This is a genomic window from Microbacterium candidum (assembly GCF_030315975.1).
In the GTDB taxonomy this organism is placed as follows: Bacteria; Actinomycetota; Actinomycetes; order Actinomycetales; family Microbacteriaceae; genus Microbacterium; species Microbacterium candidum.
The window spans coordinates 45555-62241 of sequence record NZ_JASXSZ010000009.1 but is presented as its reverse complement, the minus strand read 5'-3'; the positions used below and the strand labels follow the sequence as shown (position 1 = coordinate 62241).

General features: G+C 69.8%; 15 protein-coding genes. 10 read left to right on the top strand and 5 right to left on the bottom strand.

Annotated elements, in window-relative coordinates:
• Positions 1–31: 31 nt before the first annotated feature.
• Positions 32–919 (top strand): alpha/beta fold hydrolase, encoded by an 888-nt coding sequence (locus QSV35_RS19530; RefSeq protein ID WP_286290664.1) that lies wholly within the window; start codon positions 32–34, stop codon positions 917–919.
• Here QSV35_RS19530 and QSV35_RS19525 read toward each other — a convergent pair.
• Complete coding sequence (locus QSV35_RS19525) at positions 885–1682, bottom strand: glycosyltransferase family 2 protein (RefSeq protein WP_286290663.1); 798 nt, start codon at positions 1680–1682, stop codon at positions 885–887. The genes QSV35_RS19530 and QSV35_RS19525 overlap by 35 nt on opposite strands.
• A gap of 231 nt (positions 1683–1913) precedes the next feature.
• Here QSV35_RS19525 and QSV35_RS19520 point away from each other — a divergent pair, with 231 nt between their 5' ends.
• The 5 genes from QSV35_RS19520 (at position 1914) to QSV35_RS19500 (ending at position 8743) form a co-directional block, all read left to right on the top strand.
• Positions 1914–3254 (top strand): ABC transporter substrate-binding protein, encoded by a 1341-nt coding sequence (locus QSV35_RS19520; RefSeq protein WP_286290661.1) that lies wholly within the window; start codon positions 1914–1916, stop codon positions 3252–3254.
• Entirely contained in the window at positions 3254–4399 is a 1146-nt protein-coding gene (locus tag QSV35_RS19515; protein ID WP_286290660.1) for a carbohydrate ABC transporter permease, read from the top strand. The genes QSV35_RS19520 and QSV35_RS19515 overlap by 1 nt, the downstream gene beginning before the upstream one ends.
• Positions 4399–5364, top strand: coding sequence for a carbohydrate ABC transporter permease (locus tag QSV35_RS19510; RefSeq protein ID WP_286290659.1), 966 nt, complete (start codon positions 4399–4401; stop codon positions 5362–5364). The genes QSV35_RS19515 and QSV35_RS19510 overlap by 1 nt, the downstream gene beginning before the upstream one ends.
• A 33-nt stretch (positions 5365–5397) precedes the next feature.
• A complete protein-coding gene (locus QSV35_RS19505) occupies positions 5398–6456 on the top strand; it encodes a LacI family DNA-binding transcriptional regulator (protein ID WP_286290658.1) in 1059 nt (352 codons plus the stop codon).
• An 85-nt stretch (positions 6457–6541) separates the two neighbouring features.
• Positions 6542–8743: an MMPL family transporter gene (locus QSV35_RS19500; protein ID WP_286290657.1), complete on the top strand. Its 2202-nt coding sequence runs from the start codon at positions 6542–6544 to the stop codon at positions 8741–8743.
• Here the strand turns inward: QSV35_RS19500 and QSV35_RS19495 are convergent.
• Genes QSV35_RS19495 through QSV35_RS19485 form a run of 3 tightly spaced genes read right to left on the bottom strand, consistent with a single transcriptional unit; the run spans position 8723 to position 10220 of the window.
• Positions 8723–9187, bottom strand: coding sequence for a MarR family winged helix-turn-helix transcriptional regulator (locus tag QSV35_RS19495; protein ID WP_286290656.1), 465 nt, complete (start codon positions 9185–9187; stop codon positions 8723–8725). The genes QSV35_RS19500 and QSV35_RS19495 overlap by 21 nt on opposite strands.
• An 8-nt stretch (positions 9188–9195) precedes the next feature.
• Entirely contained in the window at positions 9196–9504 is a 309-nt protein-coding gene (locus QSV35_RS19490; RefSeq protein WP_286290655.1) for a hypothetical protein, read from the bottom strand.
• The gene (locus QSV35_RS19485; RefSeq protein WP_286290654.1) at positions 9501–10220 is read right to left on the bottom strand and encodes a hypothetical protein; all 720 of its coding nucleotides are present in this window, start codon (positions 10218–10220) and stop codon (positions 9501–9503) included. The genes QSV35_RS19490 and QSV35_RS19485 overlap by 4 nt, the downstream gene beginning before the upstream one ends.
• An 83-nt stretch (positions 10221–10303) precedes the next feature.
• Between QSV35_RS19485 and QSV35_RS19480 the strand changes: the two genes are divergently transcribed.
• The 3 genes from QSV35_RS19480 to QSV35_RS19470 are packed head-to-tail and all read left to right on the top strand — an operon-like array spanning position 10304 to position 13733.
• Positions 10304–11437, top strand: a complete 1134-nt coding sequence (locus QSV35_RS19480; protein ID WP_286290653.1) for an ROK family transcriptional regulator — start codon at positions 10304–10306, stop codon at positions 11435–11437.
• A complete protein-coding gene (locus QSV35_RS19475) occupies positions 11434–12372 on the top strand; it encodes a polysaccharide deacetylase family protein (protein WP_286290652.1) in 939 nt (312 codons plus the stop codon). The genes QSV35_RS19480 and QSV35_RS19475 overlap by 4 nt, the downstream gene beginning before the upstream one ends.
• Positions 12369–13733: an MFS transporter gene (locus QSV35_RS19470; RefSeq protein ID WP_286290650.1), complete on the top strand. Its 1365-nt coding sequence runs from the start codon at positions 12369–12371 to the stop codon at positions 13731–13733. Before QSV35_RS19475 ends, QSV35_RS19470 begins: the two co-directional genes overlap by 4 nt.
• A gap of 24 nt (positions 13734–13757) precedes the next feature.
• Here QSV35_RS19470 and QSV35_RS19465 read toward each other — a convergent pair whose 3' ends face one another.
• Positions 13758–14771: a YihY/virulence factor BrkB family protein gene (locus QSV35_RS19465; protein ID WP_286290649.1), complete on the bottom strand. Its 1014-nt coding sequence runs from the start codon at positions 14769–14771 to the stop codon at positions 13758–13760.
• 68 nt (positions 14772–14839) lie between these two features.
• On the opposite strand from QSV35_RS19465, the gene QSV35_RS19460 reads away from it, so the two are divergent.
• Positions 14840–16648 carry a glycoside hydrolase family 15 protein gene (locus QSV35_RS19460; protein WP_286290648.1) on the top strand — a complete coding sequence of 603 codons (1809 nt, stop codon included), beginning with the start codon at positions 14840–14842 and terminating at the stop codon, positions 16646–16648.
• The last annotated feature ends 39 nt before the right edge of the window (positions 16649–16687 follow it).

Here is a 16687-nt window from a genome sequence, read left to right as displayed (position 1 = left end):
TGCTGTCCGCCCCGCCCATTAGAGTCTGGCTGTGAACCCGCCGTGGATGAGCGAGGCCGTCCGCATGGACGACGCGCTCGGCCCGATCGACTGGAGCGCGTGGCCTGCTGAGGCCGAGCGCTGGACGGTCGACGCCCCGAGCGGGCCGCTCGCCGCGGTCGGGATGGGGGATGTGCAAGCCCCCCGCATCCTTCTCGTCCCCGGCATGACGGGGTCCAAGGAGGACTTCCTCCTGATGATGCCGCTCCTCGCGGCCGCGGGATACCGCGTCGAGTCCTTCGACCTGGCCGGCCAGTACGAGTCGTACCCCGCAGGCCCGGAGAACCTCGACCCGCCGCAGGCGCACTACCGTCTCGAGCTCTTCGCCGCCGACCTGCGCGCGGTGCTCGCCACCGGCACGACACCTGCGCACGTCCTCGGCTATTCGTTCGCGGGCACCGTCGCGATCGAGGTCGCGGTCGGCCGTCCCGAGCTGTTCGCGAGCCTCACGCTGATGTCCGCCCCTCCTCTGCACGGTCAGGCCCTGCGCGGGTTCAAGCTGCTCGGCCCGGTGAGCCACTGCGTCCCGGGGCGCGCGCTCGGGCCGCCCTTCATCGCGGCCCTCCGCTACAACGTGCACGGCGCGCCCGCCGACCGCGCCCGGTTCGTCACCGCCCGCCTCGACCTCACACGGCCGAGCAGCGTCGGAGACATGCTCCTCCTCATGAAACAGACGCCCGATCGGGATGCGGTGCTCCGGGCGACCGGCATCCCCCTGCTCGTCGTCAGCGGAGCGCACGACGTCTGGGTCGACGGCACGCACGAGGCGTATGCGGACCGGATCGGCGCACGGCTGGTGCTCATCGACACGGGCCACAGCCCGTGCGAGACCGCCCCGCATCAGGTCACTCGCGCGATGCTGGAACTGATCGAGGGCTGATCCCGGATGCGGCGCGCTGCCGCTTCCGCCGGCGCCGGCGCCCCGCGGCGCCGGCCAGCACCCGCGTGTGCCACGGGATCTCGCGCAGGTTCACGCCGAGGAGATGGAACGCCCACGACGCCCGCCGCTGGAATCCGGCGAAGGTGGCGAACGGTCGCGCCGATACGGGCATGAGGAGATCCCGGTCGTAGTCGACCCCGGTGTCGGGGTCCAGGACGCAGCTGATGTCGAGATCGTCGTGAGCGCGCGGATCGTCGAGATGGATGCGGCCGCGCACGTCCTCCCACACCTCCCGGCGCATCGCGAAGTTCGATCCGAACACGGGCGTCCGGCCGATGAAGACCGACACGAAGAGGAAGAAGCCGCCGAGGTACAGCCGGCGTCCGACGAACCGCCAGAAGGCGCCGCATCCGTAGAACGTGCCGCTGCCGGTGACGGCATCCGTGGTCGGGTCCGCATCGAACCGCGCGAGGACGAGCTCCACCCAATCGGGAAGCGGCCGGGAGTCGGCATCCAGTCGGCCGATGATCTCACCCGCGGCCGCGTCGAACCCCGCCGCGGTCGCGTGCAGGACGCCGCGCTCCGGCTCGAGGACGACGCGCGCACCGGCTGCGCGCGCGACGGCGGACGTGTCATCGGTCGATCCGTTGTCGACCACGATCACCTCGTCCGGCGCCCGCGTCTGCACAGCGAGCGCGCGGAGGCATTCCCGGAGCATGTCGGCGTCGTTGTAGCTCGGGATCACGACACTGAAAGTGCTCATACTGCGGTCAGCATATGCCCGGCCCCGCGCGCGTCGAGTGGAGCGGGTGGCGGCGCGTCGACAGGATGCATCCAGTCTGACAGTTCCGTAAACGTTTGCTGATAACGATTACAGGTTTCGCTCAGGGAGCGTAGTGTCGCGCATACGCCGGGGTCGCATCCCCTGCATCCCTTGCATCCCTTGCATCCCTTCCCCGGCGGAGCACGTCTCGCACTCATCGAGGAGGAAGACATGCGCAATCCTCAACGCAGAAGACTGACAGCACTCGCGCTGACCGCGATCGGAGGAATCGTCCTCGCCGGCTGCACCACGTCAGGTGGATCGGCCGGGTCGACGGGATCGGGCAGCGTCAAAGGCTCGACCGTGACGATCTACGGCCCGGACACCGGAAGCGAGGCCACCCAGCTGGAGGCGTCGTGGTCGGACTGGGCGAAGAAAGAGGGAATCACGATCAACTACACGGGCGACAAGAACTTCACCGCCAACATCGCGACGAAGATCCAGGCGAACTCGCTGCCCGACATCGCGATGTTCCCGCAGCCGGGTCTGCTCTCCGCCGCCGTGCAGACGGGCAAGGTCAAGGAGCTCGACGCGACCACCGACGCCAACGTCAAGAAGAACTTCTCGACGGACTGGCAGAAGTACGTGACGTCGAGCGGCAAGCTGTACGCCACGCCGCTGGACGCGTCGGTCAAGGGCTACATCTGGTACTCCCCCGCCTCCTTCAAGAAGTGGGGCGTCACGGTGCCGACGACCTACGCAGACCTGCTCGCGCTGACGACCACCATCCAGCAGAAGACCGGCCAGCCGCCGTGGTGCGCCGGCTTCAACTCGGGTGACGCGTCGGGGTGGCCGGGCGCCGACCAGATCGCCGAGCTCGTGCTCGCGAACGCCGGCCCGTCCGTCTACGACGACTGGGTGAAGGGCACCACGAAGTTCACCGACGCGAAGATCGGCGACGCGTTCGACACGCTCGGCAAGACCCTGCAGAGCACGCAGTACGTCAACGCGGGATTCGGAGACGTCAAGTCGATCAACTCGACGGCGTTCGGCGATGTCGCGACTCCTCTCGCCAGCGGCAAGTGCGCACTGACGAACCAGGCCACCTTCCTCGAGGCGAGCTTCTCGACGGTCAAGACCGCGGCGGGCACGACCCCGACGGTCGGCCCCGACGGCGACATCTGGGCCTTCCCGCAGCCCGGCCCCACGGCCGGCAAGAACGCGGTGGTCGGCGGTGGCGACTTCGCGGCGGCCTTCAACACCAACGCGGCGACGCAGGCGGTCATGCAGTACCTGTCGAGCGTGGACTGGGCGAACAGCCTGATCAGCGTTCCGAACGCGTCGTTCATCAGCGCGAACAAGGGGCTGGACGCCTCCAAGGAGAAGGACCCGCTGCTCAAGAGCGCGATCCAGATCCTGCAGGATCCGGCCACGACCTTCCGCTTCGGCGCGGATGACGCGATGCCCAACGTGGTCGAGACGGCGTTCTGGACCGGCATGGTCGACTGGATCAACGGAAAGTCGACTCCGGCCGTGCAGGCCCAGATCCAGGCGGCCTGGCCGGCAGGCTGATGTCCGCCTTCTTCACCTGGCTGGCGGGGCTCCCCCCGCTGGCCCAGGTGCCGATCGTCATCGTCGCGTTCGGGATCACGATCGGCCTCGTGATCTTCTTCATCGAGATCGCCCCCCGTCCCGGACGCGGCTACTCGATCATGCGTCTCGCGGTGGCGATCGGGGTCCCGCTCGTGATCCTCCTGCTCCTGGGCGTCCAGGCCGGCGCGTTCTGGGTCTTCATCCTGGCAGCCGTGCTCGGCGGAGGGCTGTTCTGGCTGGACTTCCGTTCCCGGAGCGGGTCCGGGTACCTCCTCCAGCTGTTCGCGTTCCTCTCCCCCGCCCTGCTGCTGCTCGTCGTGGGGATGGTCTATCCCGCGATCCAGACGTTCGTCAACGCCTTCCTGAGCAATGACGGCACGCAGTTCGTCGGATTCGCGAACTTCGCCTGGGTGTTCTCCGGCGGCACCGCGGGATCCATCGCGTTCATCAACACGATCGTGTGGGTGATCATCGCCCCCGTGTTCGCGACCGCGATCGGCCTCGCCTACGCCGTCTTCGTCGATCGCAGCCGGGGCGAGCGGGTCCTGAAGGTCTTCATCTTCATGCCCGTCGCGATCTCGCTGGTGGGGGCATCTCTCATCTTCAAGTTCTTCTTCGACTACACGGAGGATCCGCAGCTGGGCTTCCTGAACGCGATCGTGGAGCTGTTCGGCGGTCAGCCCGTCCCGTGGCTGCAGAACTATCCGCTGAACATGCTGCTGCTCATCGTCATCCTCATCTGGACGCAGACCGGGTTCGCGATGGTCCTGCTGTCGTCCGCGATCAAGGGCGTGCCGACGGAGCAGATCGAGGCCGCCGAGCTCGACGGAACGAACGCGTGGCAACGGTTCTGGAACGTCACGGTGCCCGCCATCCGTCCCACGATCGTCGTCGTGTGGATCACGATCTCGATCGTCGCCCTGAAGGTCTACGACATCATCGCGACCACGACCGGCGGTCACAACGACACCACCGTCCTCGGATACGAGATGGTCAAGCAGTTCCAGATCCTGCCCCCGCAGGCGGGGCACTCCGCGGCGCTCGCTCTGCTGATCTTCGTCCTGGTGACGCCGTTCATCGTCTACAACGCCCGGAACCTGAAGCGTCAGCGGGAGGAGCTGTGATGAGCGCCACGGCAGCAACGACGGCACCTCCGCGCAGTCGCCGCCGCGCGACCCCCGACGGCGAGACGCCCTCACGACGCGTGCACCGTCGCCTGACCAGCCCGTGGGCGACGACGGCCGCGATCGTGATCGCCGTCCTGTGGACGATCCCCACCTTCGGGCTGTTCGTCACGTCGTTCCGTCCTCCGGCGGAGATCACGACGAGCGGATGGTGGACCGCCTTCACCAATCCGCAGTTCACGATCGAGAACTACATCAACACGCTGAACTTCAACGACACGATCACGGTCGCCCAATCGTTCATCAACTCCCTCGCGATCACGATCCCGGCCACGGTCTTCCCCATCGCACTCGCGCTCATGGCGGCCTACGCGTTCGCCTGGGTCGACTTCCGCGGCAAGGGGTGGCTGTTCATCGCGGTGTTCGCGATGCAGGTCGTGCCGCTGCAGATGGCCCTCGTGCCCCTGCTCAGCATGTACACGAACGGGGTCACGATCCTCGGCATCCAGATCTTCCCCGGTCTCGGCCTGTCGAACCTGCCGTCGAGCTTCGCAGAGGTCTGGATCTCGCACTCGATCTTCGCCCTGCCCCTGGCGGTCTTCATCCTGCACAACTCCGTGTCGGCGATCCCCCGCGACGTCATCGAGGCCGCGAAGGTGGACGGCGCAGGCCACGGGCAGACGTTCCTGCGCATCGTGCTCCCGCTGTCGATGCCGGCTGTGGCGGCGTTCGCGATCTTCCAGTTCCTGTGGGTGTGGAACGACCTGCTCGTGGCGACGGTCTTCGCGCCCGGTGCGAATGCGCCGATCACGAAGCTCCTCGTCGACCTCTCCGGCACCTACGGGCAGCAGTGGTACCTCCTGTCGGCCGGCACGTTCCTGGCGATCGTCGTGCCCCTCATCGTCTTCTTCACCCTGCAGCGGTTCTTCGTGCGCGGGCTCCTCGCGGGTGCGACGAAGGGATGAGGACCCGGTCTGGGAGGCGATACGGTGGCGGGCATGGCGGATATCACCGACGTCGCCCGTGCGGCCGGCGTGTCGACGGCGACCGTCTCGCGCGCGCTGGCGGGTCGCCCGCACGTCTCCGCCGCGACGCGTGAGCGGATCCTGCGTCTGGCCGCCGAACTCGGATACGTGCCGTCCTCGAGCGCGTCCGGCCTGCGCAGCGGCCACACCCGTGCGGTCGCGGTCGTCGTTCCCCGCATCGACGGGTGGTTCTACTCGTCGGTGGTGGAGGGAGCGGATGCGGAGCTCCGGCGCGCCGGCTACGACCTGGTCCTCTTCAGCCTGGGCGGGCGCGACGGCGAGCGGGAGCGCCTCTTCCACGAGTCGATCCTCGGCAAGCGCGGCGACGGCGTGCTGGCGCTGTGCATCGACTTCAGCCGTGGCGAGCGGGCACAGCTTGCCGAGCTGCGGCTTCCGACCATGATCGTCGGCGGCCCCGTCCGTGGGGTGCGCTACGTCGGCATCGACGAGAACGAAGCCGCGGCGATCGCCACCGAGCATCTCCTCGAGCTCGGGCACACCGACATCCTCTTCATCGAGGGCGGTGCCGAGATCGGACAGCGTCTGAACCCGCGCGTGTCGAAGGAGCGCCGTCAGGGATACGAGAACGCCATGCGCGCCGCCGGACGCCCCGAGGAAGCCATCAGGTCGATCCAGGGCGAGTTCTCGGCGGCCGTCGCGCGAGCGCGCATGCACGAGCTGCTGGAGGCCGGGTCCGTCCCCACCGGCATCGTCGCCGCATCGGACGAGATGGCGGTGGGCGCCATCCTCGCCCTGCGGGCGCGCGGGCTGCGGGTGCCCGAGGACGTGTCCGTCGTGGGAGTGGACGGCCACCCGGTCGCCGAGCTCTTCTCGCTGACGACGGTCGCGCAGGACCCCTTCACCCAGGGACGCACCGCAGCCCGCATGCTGCTCGACGACATCGGCGCGCGCTCATCGCGCCGATCCGTGCGCGTCCCCGTGGAGTTCGTCCCGCGCACCAGCACCGCCCCGCCCCGCGATTCGCGATCGTCGGCCACGGAGGACCGATCGTCGTCTTCGATGACCGCGTGACACGCTCCCGACACCCGCGATCGCGCGCGTGGTGCTACCGTCGATATCGCTAGTTTTTCTAGCGATATCGACGAACGGGAGTGCGATGCGCGCACGGCGGCTTCTGCCGGGACTGCTCTCGGCGGTCATCATCCTCGCGTGGCTCATCGCTGCAGGGCTCGGCGGGCCGCTGTTCGGCCGCGTCGACGAGGTCTCGTCGAACGAGCAGACGTCGTACCTGCCGACGTCGGCGGACGCGACCGAGGTGCAGAAGCGCCTCGGCGACTTCCTCGGGTCGGACAGCCTCCCCGCCGTCGTCGTGTTCCGTTCCGCGGGAACCATCGACGACACCGCGCGGTCGGCGCTCCAGGATGCCGTCACCGCCGTCGCCGACATGCCTGGCATCGCGAGCGCCCCCTCCCCTGTGCTGGTCTCGGACGACAAGCGCGCCGCGGAGGCGTTCATCCCGATCTCGGCATCCGCCGAGATCGGCGCGGTCGTCCACGCGGTGGATGCGAAGCTGCGCGCGCACGCGCCGAGCGGCGTGGACGTCTTCATCACGGGGCCGGCAGGCTTCACGGCCGACCTCGTCGGCGCCTTCGCGGGCATCGACGGGTTGCTCCTCGGTGCCGCGCTGCTCGCGGTCTTCATCATCCTCGTCATCGTCTACCGCTCGCTGCTGCTGCCCGTCGTCGTCCTGTTCACGAGCATGTTCGCGCTCTGCGTCGCCCTCCTCGTCGTCTGGTGGCTGGCGAAGGACGGCGTGCTACTCCTCAGCGGCCAGACGCAGGGGATCCTCTTCATCCTCGTGATCGGCGCGGCCACCGACTACTCGCTGCTGATGGTCGCACGCTTCCGCGAGGAGCTGCGCAGCACGAAGGATCGCGGTGTGGCGATCCGGCGCGCGTGGCGGGGCGCGTTCGAGCCGATCCTCGCCTCGGGCGGCACCGTCATCGCGGGTCTGCTGTGTCTGCTGCTGAGCGACCTCAAGTCGAACAGCACGCTCGGACCCGTCGCCGCGATCGGCATCGTCTTCGCGATGCTGTCGGCGCTCACGCTGCTGCCGGCGCTCCTGTTCGCCTTCGGCCGCGCCGTCTTCTGGCCGAGGCGCCCCGTCTACGATCCCGCGGCCTCGCACGACGACGTCCTCACGCGCCGCGGACCGTGGCCGCGCGTCGCGCGGGTCATCAGCAGCCGGCCGCGCCTCACGTGGATCGCGGCGACGATCGTCCTGCTCGCCGCGGCGGCGGGCGTGCTCCAGCTGCAGGCGGACGGCGTCGCCCAGTCCGATCTCGTGCTCGGGCAGTCCGACGCGCGCGATGGTCAGGCGGTCCTCGGCGAGCACTTCCCCGCAGGGTCGGGAAGCCCGGTCTACGTCGTCGTCGACGAGACGCGCCTGCAGGATGCCGCGGACGTGCTCCTCGCCGACGCCGGCGTGGGCTCGGTCTCGGTGGTGGCGGCAGGCAGCCCGAGCGGCACCGCATCCGTCACCGCGAACGGGCTGATGGCGGTCGGACCTCGCGGCACCCCTGCACCGGCGCCCACCGTCGCGGACGGGGACGTCCTGCTCCAGGCCACGCTCACGCATCCTGCCGACTCGACCGCTGCCGCCGACACCGTCACGCGGCTGCGCGGCGACCTCGATCCCCTCGGCGCCAAGGTCGGCGGCGTGACCGCCACAGCCGTCGACACGAACGCGGCATCCATCCACGACCGGACGCTCATCATCCCCGTCGTGCTGGCCGTCATCCTCGTCATCCTGATGCTGCTGCTGCGCGCGATCGTCGCGCCGCTCCTCCTCGTCGCGACGACCGTCCTGTCGTTCGCGAGCGCCCTCGGCATCTCGGCGCTCGTCTTCGACCACGTCTTCCGATTCCCCGGGGCGGATCCTGCCGTGCCGCTGTACGCGTTCGTGTTCCTCGTGGCGCTGGGGGTCGACTACAACATCTTCCTCATGACCCGCGTGCGCGAGGAGTCGCTGCGCCACGGCACGCGGGAGGGCATCCTCCGCGGACTCGTGATCACCGGCGGCGTCATCACATCGGCCGGCATCGTCCTGGCAGCGACGTTCGCGGCGCTGTCCGTCATCCCGATCCTGTTCCTCGTGCAGATCGCGTTCATCGTGGCGCTCGGCGTCCTGCTCGACACGTTCATCGTGCGGTCGCTCCTCGTGCCCGCACTCTCGTACGACATCGGGCGGGCGATCTGGTGGCCCTCGCGCCTCGCGCGGCGGAGCCTCGCGCCGGTCGAGCGCCAGGATGTCGAGCCGACGCCGTCCGCGGATGCGTCAGTCGGGGTCGAGCGCTGAGGCGGTCGCGTCGAGCACGCGCGTCGCGGCGCGCAGCTCCTCGTCGCTGAACCCGCCGATCGCCTCGCGCATCGCCGTGAGGCGCGTCGAGAACAGCCGGAAGAACTCCGCCCGCGCGTGGTCGGTCAGGTGCACGACGCGCGCACGCCGGTCGGTGGGATGCGGGGCGCGCACGATGTGATCCGCCGCCTCCAGTCGGTCGAGGAGCGTGGTCGTGGACGCGGTGGAGATCCGCAGATGCCGGGCGATGTCCGCGGGTGTGACGGCGACGCCCTGATCCTCCCGCATGATGAGGAGGCGCAGCGCCGCGAGGTCGGTGACGTTCATGTCCATGCCGTGCTTCATCGAACCCGTCATGCGGTCGTGCGCATCGCCGAAGTCGCGCACCGCGCGCAGCAGTGCGAGCACCGCGTCGTCACGGGCGTCTCGGTCGGCGTCGGACAACACGAGGCCTATCGCCGCGCGGCGAGGGCGGCGTCGAGCTGCGTCTGCGACGGGAGGCCGGCGAGCCCCGTCTCGGTGACGTAGACGCGGCAGGCGAGGTCGGTGGTGCGGCCGTCCGACGGGAAGAGATCCTCGCCGTCGACGACGATCGTCGGAGAGCCGGCGAACGGGAGTGCCGCCGCATCCTCCTCCGTGCGGATCAGGGCGTATTCGACCTCGATGCCCTCGAGACCGAGCGCGTCGAGCGCCCGCCTCGTCCGCGCGCCCGCTTCGACCCAGCTCGGGCACTCGTCGATGTGCAGGATCTCGACCTTCATGGATGCGAGCGTACCCGCCAGTGCGGCGGTGGGGCCCCGCTCGGACTCAGCGGGACGTAGGTCCGCCACGCCGACATGAACCGGTAGCCGGCGTACCAGACGGCGGCCGCCACGACGCCGAGGCCGATGAGGATGCCGATCGCGACCGCCCAGGGCACCGGCGTCCCCAGAGCCGCGCACAGCCCGCCCGCGAACATGCCCGTCACGACGGCGTTCACGAGGATGCTGAGCATCGTCGACGATCCGAGCACCTGCTCCGCCGCTCCCCTGTGGCGAAAGAACGAGTACGTGGTCCGCATCCCGAGTTCGTCGTCGTGCGTGGAAGCGAGGAAGTAGCTCGGCACCGCCGGGTCGATCTCGGCGTACGCGGCCCGGATGCGGTTCATCGCAGTCACGTACATGAAGTCCTCTTCCGAGACCGTCAGCACGCGCATGAGCGTCAGGAGGCCGACGACGGCGAGGAATCCGAGGATGCCGAGCGCCGCGACCGCGAACCAGGACGCGAAATGCGTCGCCTGCCCGAGGAGGCCGATCGTCACGAGTCCCGCCGAGACGAGCGTGAGATGGATCGTGATGCGGGTCAGCACCTCGCTCTGCGCGGTGCTGCGCGCGGCGAGCAGTCCCCAGTGCTCGGTCGCGAGGATCTGGAGCCGCCGCGCGAGTTCCGCATCCGTGACGCCCCCAGCGGCATCCGTGGCCATGATCCATGGTCCCACCGGGGATTCTCCGGCGGAAGGGAGGACGATATCCCGCAGTACGACTAGTTGTGTCATACTTCTCGGGCACGAGGAGGTGCGACATGGTCGATGCACTCGCGGGATCACCGGCGTTGTTGCGCGCGCTCAACGCGCGCGCCGTGCTCGACGTCCTGGCCGAGGGAGCTCCGCTCTCCCGCGCCGACATCATGCAGCGCACCGGGCTGTCGCGAACGGCCGTGACTCAGCTGCTGCGTGCGCTCGAGGCCTACGGCGCCGTCGTACCCGCCGGACTCGACCGGCACACCCGGGGCCCCGCGGCGAAGCAGGTGGTCCTCAGCCCGACGCTGGGCATCGCCGTCGCAGCCCACGTCGGCCACGAGCGCGTCGAGATCGCGCTCGTCGACGTCACCGGCACGGTGCGAGCCCGTGAGTCGGCATCGCGCGAGCCGGATGTCGCCGCGCAGATCTCCGCTCTCGTCGCCTCCTGCCACTCCACGACGATCGGATACGTCCAGTGCGCGGTGGTCGCCGTCGCCGGGATCGTGGATGCCGCGGGCACGATCCGCAACGCCTCGGGGAGCGACGACGGGAGGCTGCGCGACAGCATCCAGGCGGCGCTCGCCGTACCAGTGACCATCGAGAACGACGTCAACCTCGCGGCGCTCGCCGAGATGAAAGCGACGGGCGGATCGGAGCAGACGTTCGCGTATGTGTCGGTCACCGGCGGGCTGGGATCGGCGATCGTCGTCGACGGCACCCTCCACCGCGGCCGGTCCGGAGGCGCCGGCGAGATCGGCTACCTCCCGCAGCCCGGGCTCGAAGTCGGGATGCCCGCGCTCGACCGCCCGATGCTCGCCGAGCTCGCCGCATCCCTCGGCTTCGACGCCGCGGCCTCGGTCGAGGAGATCCTGGACGCCGCGAGCGCCGGGCATGCCGCGGCAACGCGCGTCGCCGACCTCGCGGCGCAGCGGATCGCCGTCATCGCCGCGTCGCTCCGTCTCGTGCTCGATCCCGACATGATCGTGCTCGCGGCTCTCGCCGCCCATCCCGCCGTCGTCGAGGGCGTGCGACGGCGACTCGACGTCATCGCCGATCAGCTGCCCGTCCCCGTGCGCCCGGCGGTCACCGGCGACACTGCGACGCTCGACGGCGCGTGCATCCACGCATCCGTCGTCCTCCGCGACCTCCTGTTCACCCGCATCGTCTCCGCCCCGACCGAAGGACCCCGCTCATGACCACCTCTCTCATCGAGCGGCTCGGCCATCCCGCCGGCACGCGCGCGATCATCCTCAACGCGGACGACTTCGGCATGTGCCACGCGGCGAACACGGCGATCGTCGAGCGCCTCGAGGACGGGACGCTCGACTCGGCGACCATCATGATGCCGTGCAGCTGGTCGCCCGAGGCGGTGTCTTTCGCCGCTGCGCATCCCGAGCTCGACCTCGGCGTGCACCTCGTACTGACGAGCGAGTGGCGACGATACCGATGGCGTCCGCTGACCGGAGTCGCAACGACGCTCGTGGACGACGACGGCTTCTTCCCGGCCGATGCGGCGGCGGTCGAACGCAACGCCTCGGCGGCTGACGTCGAGGCGGAGCTGCGCGCGCAGGTCTCCGCCGCGCTCGAGGCGGGCGTCGACGTGACGCATCTCGACAACCACATGGGGTCCGTCTACGGGCTCGTCACGGGCCGCGACTTCATCGGCCCGGTGCTCGCGCTCGCCGCGGAGCACGGCCTGCCCTTCCGCCTCCCCCGCTCCGCCGATGGGCTCGGCGTCGGCCCCGAGCAGGAGGAGCTCCTCGCCGGTGCCGTGGCCGGCGCGGACGCGCTCGGCGTCGTCCTGCCGGACCGCCTGTGGTCCCATTCCTTCGCCCTCGAAGGCGAAGGCACCGCCGGCGAGGAGACCTACGAGCAGGTGCGCGACGGGTTCTTCGCCCTCCTGCGGGCGGTGCCCGCGGGCGTCACGGAGATCTACCTGCATCCGATGATCGACGGCGACGACCTGCGCGACACGGTCGACTTCGCAGCAGCCAAGCGCGGGTACGAGCATCGGCTCCTCGCCGACCCCGCGCTCGCCGCCGTGCTCGCCGAGGAGGGCATCGTCCGCGTCGGCTGGCGCGACCTCCGAGCTGTGCAGCGATCCGAGCGCGTTGCGGGAGTGCGCGCATGAGCCTCGTCGCCCGCATCCGCGATCGCCGCATCGCCGGCGCCCCGGCGCGCGCGCAGACCGTCGCGTTCGGCGCATCCTCGTTCCCCATCCAGCTGATGTCGCAGACGTTCGCCGCGTTCGTCGTCTACTTCTACGTCTCGCATCTCGCCGTGCCCGCCGGGTGGGTCGCCGCAGCGATGATCGTCCATGCCGTCCTCAACGCGGCACTCAATCCGCTCGTCGGTGCGATCTCCGACCGCCATCGCACGGCGTGGGGGCGCCGCGTGCCGTGGATCGGCATCGGGATCATCCCGCTCGTGGTCGCCTTCTCGCTCATCTGGATGCCGCCGGCCCTTCCGACGGCCGGTCTCATCGCGTGGTTCGTCGTCGTGGTGGCGGTCTACGATCTGGCGTTCGTGGCCGTGGTCCTCAACGCATCCGCCCTGTTCCCGGAGATCTTCCGCACCACCTCGGAACGCACCCGCGGCAACGTGCCCCGGCAGATCTTCGGCATCGTCGGCATGATCATCGGGACGGCGCTCGCGCCCCTCCTCTACGACAACCTCGGATGGCCGGCGATGGCGCTCCTCCTCGGCCTCGTGTGTCTCGGCATGCTCGTCTGGTCGTTCGCGGGCGGCATGATCGAGCGCGCCGACGAGACGACGAGGGATGCCGCGACGATGTCGTGGCGCGATCAGCTGCGCTACACGCTCGCCAACCGGGCGTTCGTCACGTATGTGCTCGGGTCCCTCTTCGTGCAGACGTCGATCGCGATCATCATCGCGACCGTCCCGTTCTACATCCACTACAGCCTCCATCTCCCCGATTCCGACGGCAGCATCCTGCTCGGGGCGATCTTCCTCGCCGCGATCCCGTCGCTCATCGGCTGGAGCGCGCTCGCCCGCCGCACCTCGCCGCGCACGGCGCTCCTGTGGACGGTCGCGGTCTTCGGCGTCGCCGCCCTCGGGTACGCGTTCACCTCCGGGATCGCAGCGGCCGCTGTGGTGTCGCTTGCGCTCGGCGTCGGCGTCGGCGGTCTCCTGCAGCTGCTCGAGGTCGTCCTCTCGCAGGTGATCGACGCCGACGCGCAGCGCACCGGCCTTCGCCGCGAGGGCATCTACTTCGGCGTGAACGGCTTCATCGTCCGCGGTTCGGTCGTGTTCCAGGCGATCGTCACCGCGGTCGTCCTGGGCGCGACGGGATTCGACGCGACGCTCAAGGGCCCCCAGCCGGACGCCGTCGACTCCGGCATCCGGCTCATGATCGCCGTCATCCCGCTCGGCTTCACCGTGCTCGCGTGGCTCTGCTTCCGCGCCTTCCCGATCCGGGGCCAGGTCGTCGTGGAGCCGGATGCGGAGGCCGTCGAGGATCGCGTCGACTGACGGCGCGGTCGACCACGACGCCGATCACCCGTCGCGGCGGGGCTGCACTGCATCCCGTGCCGTCTGCAGTTCCTCCTCGGCGACACGCACGCGGTCCTCAGCGCGCCGCACGCGACGCTCCTCCATCGTGCGGGCGGCCGGGCGCTCCGCATCACGGTCGTGCGCGTCGGACGCCGCCGTGATGATGTGGCTGCCCGCGAGCAGGATGACCTGTGCGGAGAGGTTGAACCAGATCAGGAGCGCGATCAGGGCCGCGAAGGAGGCGAGGAGCGGATTGGATGCCGCGCCCCGCACGAACAGGCCGGACAGCTCCTGCAGGACCGTGAGGCCCAGTCCGCCGATCATCGCCCCGATCCAGAGCGCCCGCGCCGGCGGCCGGATCCCCGCGAGCACCACGAAGAGGAGCACGATCGCCAGTGTGTCGACGACGAACACGACGAGGATGTCCACGAGTCGGATGCTGATCACCGCAGGCCAGGCGTGGCTCGACATCCCGAGCCACCCCATCACCGCGCCGACACCCGCCACGCCGAAGACGCTCGCGAGCGCCGCCACGGCGAGGAGAGCGCCGAGACAGGCGGCCACCAGCAGGTTCCGCAGGATCACCCAGACGAAGAAGACGTCGTCCACGACCTCGTCGGCCAGGATGTGCAGGGCCGCGCGGAGACTGCCGATCGCGCTGATCGCCGCGCCCACGAGGCCGACGAGCGACAAGACGCCGATGAGCGTGAACCCGACGGGCGCGTCGATGCTGGAGACGTCCACGACCTTCGACAGACCCGGGATCATCGCGTCGAGCGCCTCCGTCAGGGCGTGCATCGCGTCGGGAGCGCCGCTCAGCCAGAGAGCGGCGAACGAGAACACGAGCAGCACCCCGGCGAAGATGCTGAACAGCGCGCGGTAGGTGATGCTGTCGGCGAGCATCGGTCCGCGGTGCTCGATGTACAGGAGGTAGGCCCGGACGATCCGCAGGCCGAGCACCCACGCGACGATGCGCCGCAGCATCCCGCCGGTGCCGTCCTGTCCGCTCTCCCCCACGGTGACACCCTACCTATGCGCGGCGGACGCGCCGCCGAGTCTCCTCGATAGTGTCGGGCGATGGGTGTATGAGTGGGACGGTGACCGTCCCGATCGAGGATTACGCACTGCTGAGCAACTGCCACACCGCGGCACTCGTCTCGCGCGAGGGCGGGATCGACTGGCTGTGCCTGCCGCGGCTGGACTCGGCATCCGTCTTCGGGGCCCTCCTCGGCACCGAGCAGAACGGATGCTGGAACCTCCGCCCACACGACGCGAACGCCGTCGCCAGCCGCCGCTACGACGGCGACACCTTCATCCTCGTCACGCGCTGGGAGACGGCGACGGGCGTGGCGGAGGTGCACGACGTCATGCCGATCCATCGGCACAGTCGCGTCGACGTCGACCGCATCGATCTGGTCCGCCGCATCGTCGGGATCGAAGGAAGCGTCGCCTTCGACCAGGACGTGCGCTTCCGCTTCGACTACTCGCGGGCGCTGCCGTGGGTGCGGCAGGACGGCACCGAGCAGGAGCCCGCGCTGGTGGCGACGGCGGGTCCGCACGCGATCGTCATGCGCGGGGCCCGCCTGCATCCCGTCGATCACGTCCACAGCGGCGAGGTCACGGTGGATGCCGGCGCATCCGTCGACCTCACACTGACGTGGTACCCGTCCCATCTGCCCGTGCCCGAGCCCCTCGACGTCGAAGGCGGCATCGCGGACACGCGTCGGTGGTGGCAGGACTGGGCCGACCGTATCGAGCACGCCGGCCCCCACCAGGATCTCGTGGTCCGGTCGCTGCTCACCCTGCGCGCGCTCACGAACCGCGAGACGGGCGGCATCGCGGCGGCCGCGACCACATCGCTGCCCGAGGACTTCGGCGGATCGCGCAACTGGGACTACCGATACGTGTGGCTGCGGGATGCCGCGCTCACGCTCGAGGCCCTGCTCGCGCACGGCTTCACCCACGTCGCCCACCACTGGCGGAACTGGCTGTTGCGCGCGGTCGCCGGCGACCCTGCGGACCTCCAGATCATGTACGGGCTCGCGGGTGAGCGCGACCTCGTCGAGCGGGAACTCGCCTCCCTCCCCGGCTACGAGGAGTCGGTGCCGGTCCGCATCGGCAACGGCGCGGCGCTCCAATATCAGGCCGATGTCGTCGGAGAGGTGCTCGTCACGCTCTCCGCCGCGCGGGGAGCGGGACTCGAGGAGTCGAAGTTCTCCTGGCCGCTCGAGAAGCACCTGATCCGGCATGCGGCAGAGAACCTGCAGCGACCGGACCAGGGGCTGTGGGAGATCCGCGGCGACCCGCACATGTTCACCCACTCGCGTGTCATGGTGTGGGCGGCGTTCGACCGCGCCGTGCGCGCCGTCGAGGAGTTCGGGCTGTCGGGCCACCTCGACGAGTGGCGCGAGCTGCGCGACCGCATGCGGCACGAGATCGACACGCAGGCGGTCGTGGACGGCCACTTCTCCCAGTACTACGGCACGACCGAGGTGGACGCCTCACTTCTGCTGCTCCCGCTCGTCGGGTACTGCCCGCCGGACGATCCGCGCATGCTCGCGACGGTCGCGAAGATCGAGCAGGACCTCATGGAGGACGGGATGCTGCGCCGCTACCGCACCGTGACGAAGGTCGACGGCCTGCCCGGGCGCGAGCATCCGTTCCTCGCGTGCTCCTTCTGGCTCGTGGAGCAGTACGCGACGACGGGGCGCGTCGACGAGGCGGAGGCGCTCATGGACCGACTCTGCGCGATCGCGAACGACGTCGGGCTGCTGTCCGAGGAGTACGACGTGCACGGCCGGCGCCAGGTCGGGAACACCCCGCAGGCGTTCTCCCACCTCGCTCTGGTGCGCGCTGCGGATGCACTCGCGCGCGCGGAGCACCGGCCGCGCTGACCCGTCCGGACGTGTCCGCTCCCCGGCGTAACCTTGCTG

What these genes read in the sequence shown, in the direction of transcription:
- QSV35_RS19525 (WP_286290663.1), bottom strand. Translation starts at nt 1,682, where the DNA reads ATGAGCACTTTCAGTGTCGTGATCCCGAGCTACAACGACGCCGACATG.
- QSV35_RS19520 (WP_286290661.1), top strand. Translation starts at nt 1,914, where the DNA reads ATGCGCAATCCTCAACGCAGAAGACTGACAGCACTCGCGCTGACCGCG.
- QSV35_RS19515 (WP_286290660.1), top strand. Translation starts at nt 3,254, where the DNA reads ATGTCCGCCTTCTTCACCTGGCTGGCGGGGCTCCCCCCGCTGGCCCAG.
- QSV35_RS19510 (WP_286290659.1), top strand. Translation starts at nt 4,399, where the DNA reads ATGAGCGCCACGGCAGCAACGACGGCACCTCCGCGCAGTCGCCGCCGC.
- QSV35_RS19505 (WP_286290658.1), top strand. Translation starts at nt 5,398, where the DNA reads ATGGCGGATATCACCGACGTCGCCCGTGCGGCCGGCGTGTCGACGGCG.
- QSV35_RS19500 (WP_286290657.1), top strand. Translation starts at nt 6,542, where the DNA reads ATGCGCGCACGGCGGCTTCTGCCGGGACTGCTCTCGGCGGTCATCATC.
- QSV35_RS19490 (WP_286290655.1), bottom strand. Translation starts at nt 9,504, where the DNA reads ATGAAGGTCGAGATCCTGCACATCGACGAGTGCCCGAGCTGGGTCGAA.
- QSV35_RS19480 (WP_286290653.1), top strand. Translation starts at nt 10,304, where the DNA reads ATGGTCGATGCACTCGCGGGATCACCGGCGTTGTTGCGCGCGCTCAAC.
- QSV35_RS19475 (WP_286290652.1), top strand. Translation starts at nt 11,434, where the DNA reads ATGACCACCTCTCTCATCGAGCGGCTCGGCCATCCCGCCGGCACGCGC.
- QSV35_RS19470 (WP_286290650.1), top strand. Translation starts at nt 12,369, where the DNA reads ATGAGCCTCGTCGCCCGCATCCGCGATCGCCGCATCGCCGGCGCCCCG.
- QSV35_RS19460 (WP_286290648.1), top strand. Translation starts at nt 14,840, where the DNA reads ATGAGTGGGACGGTGACCGTCCCGATCGAGGATTACGCACTGCTGAGC.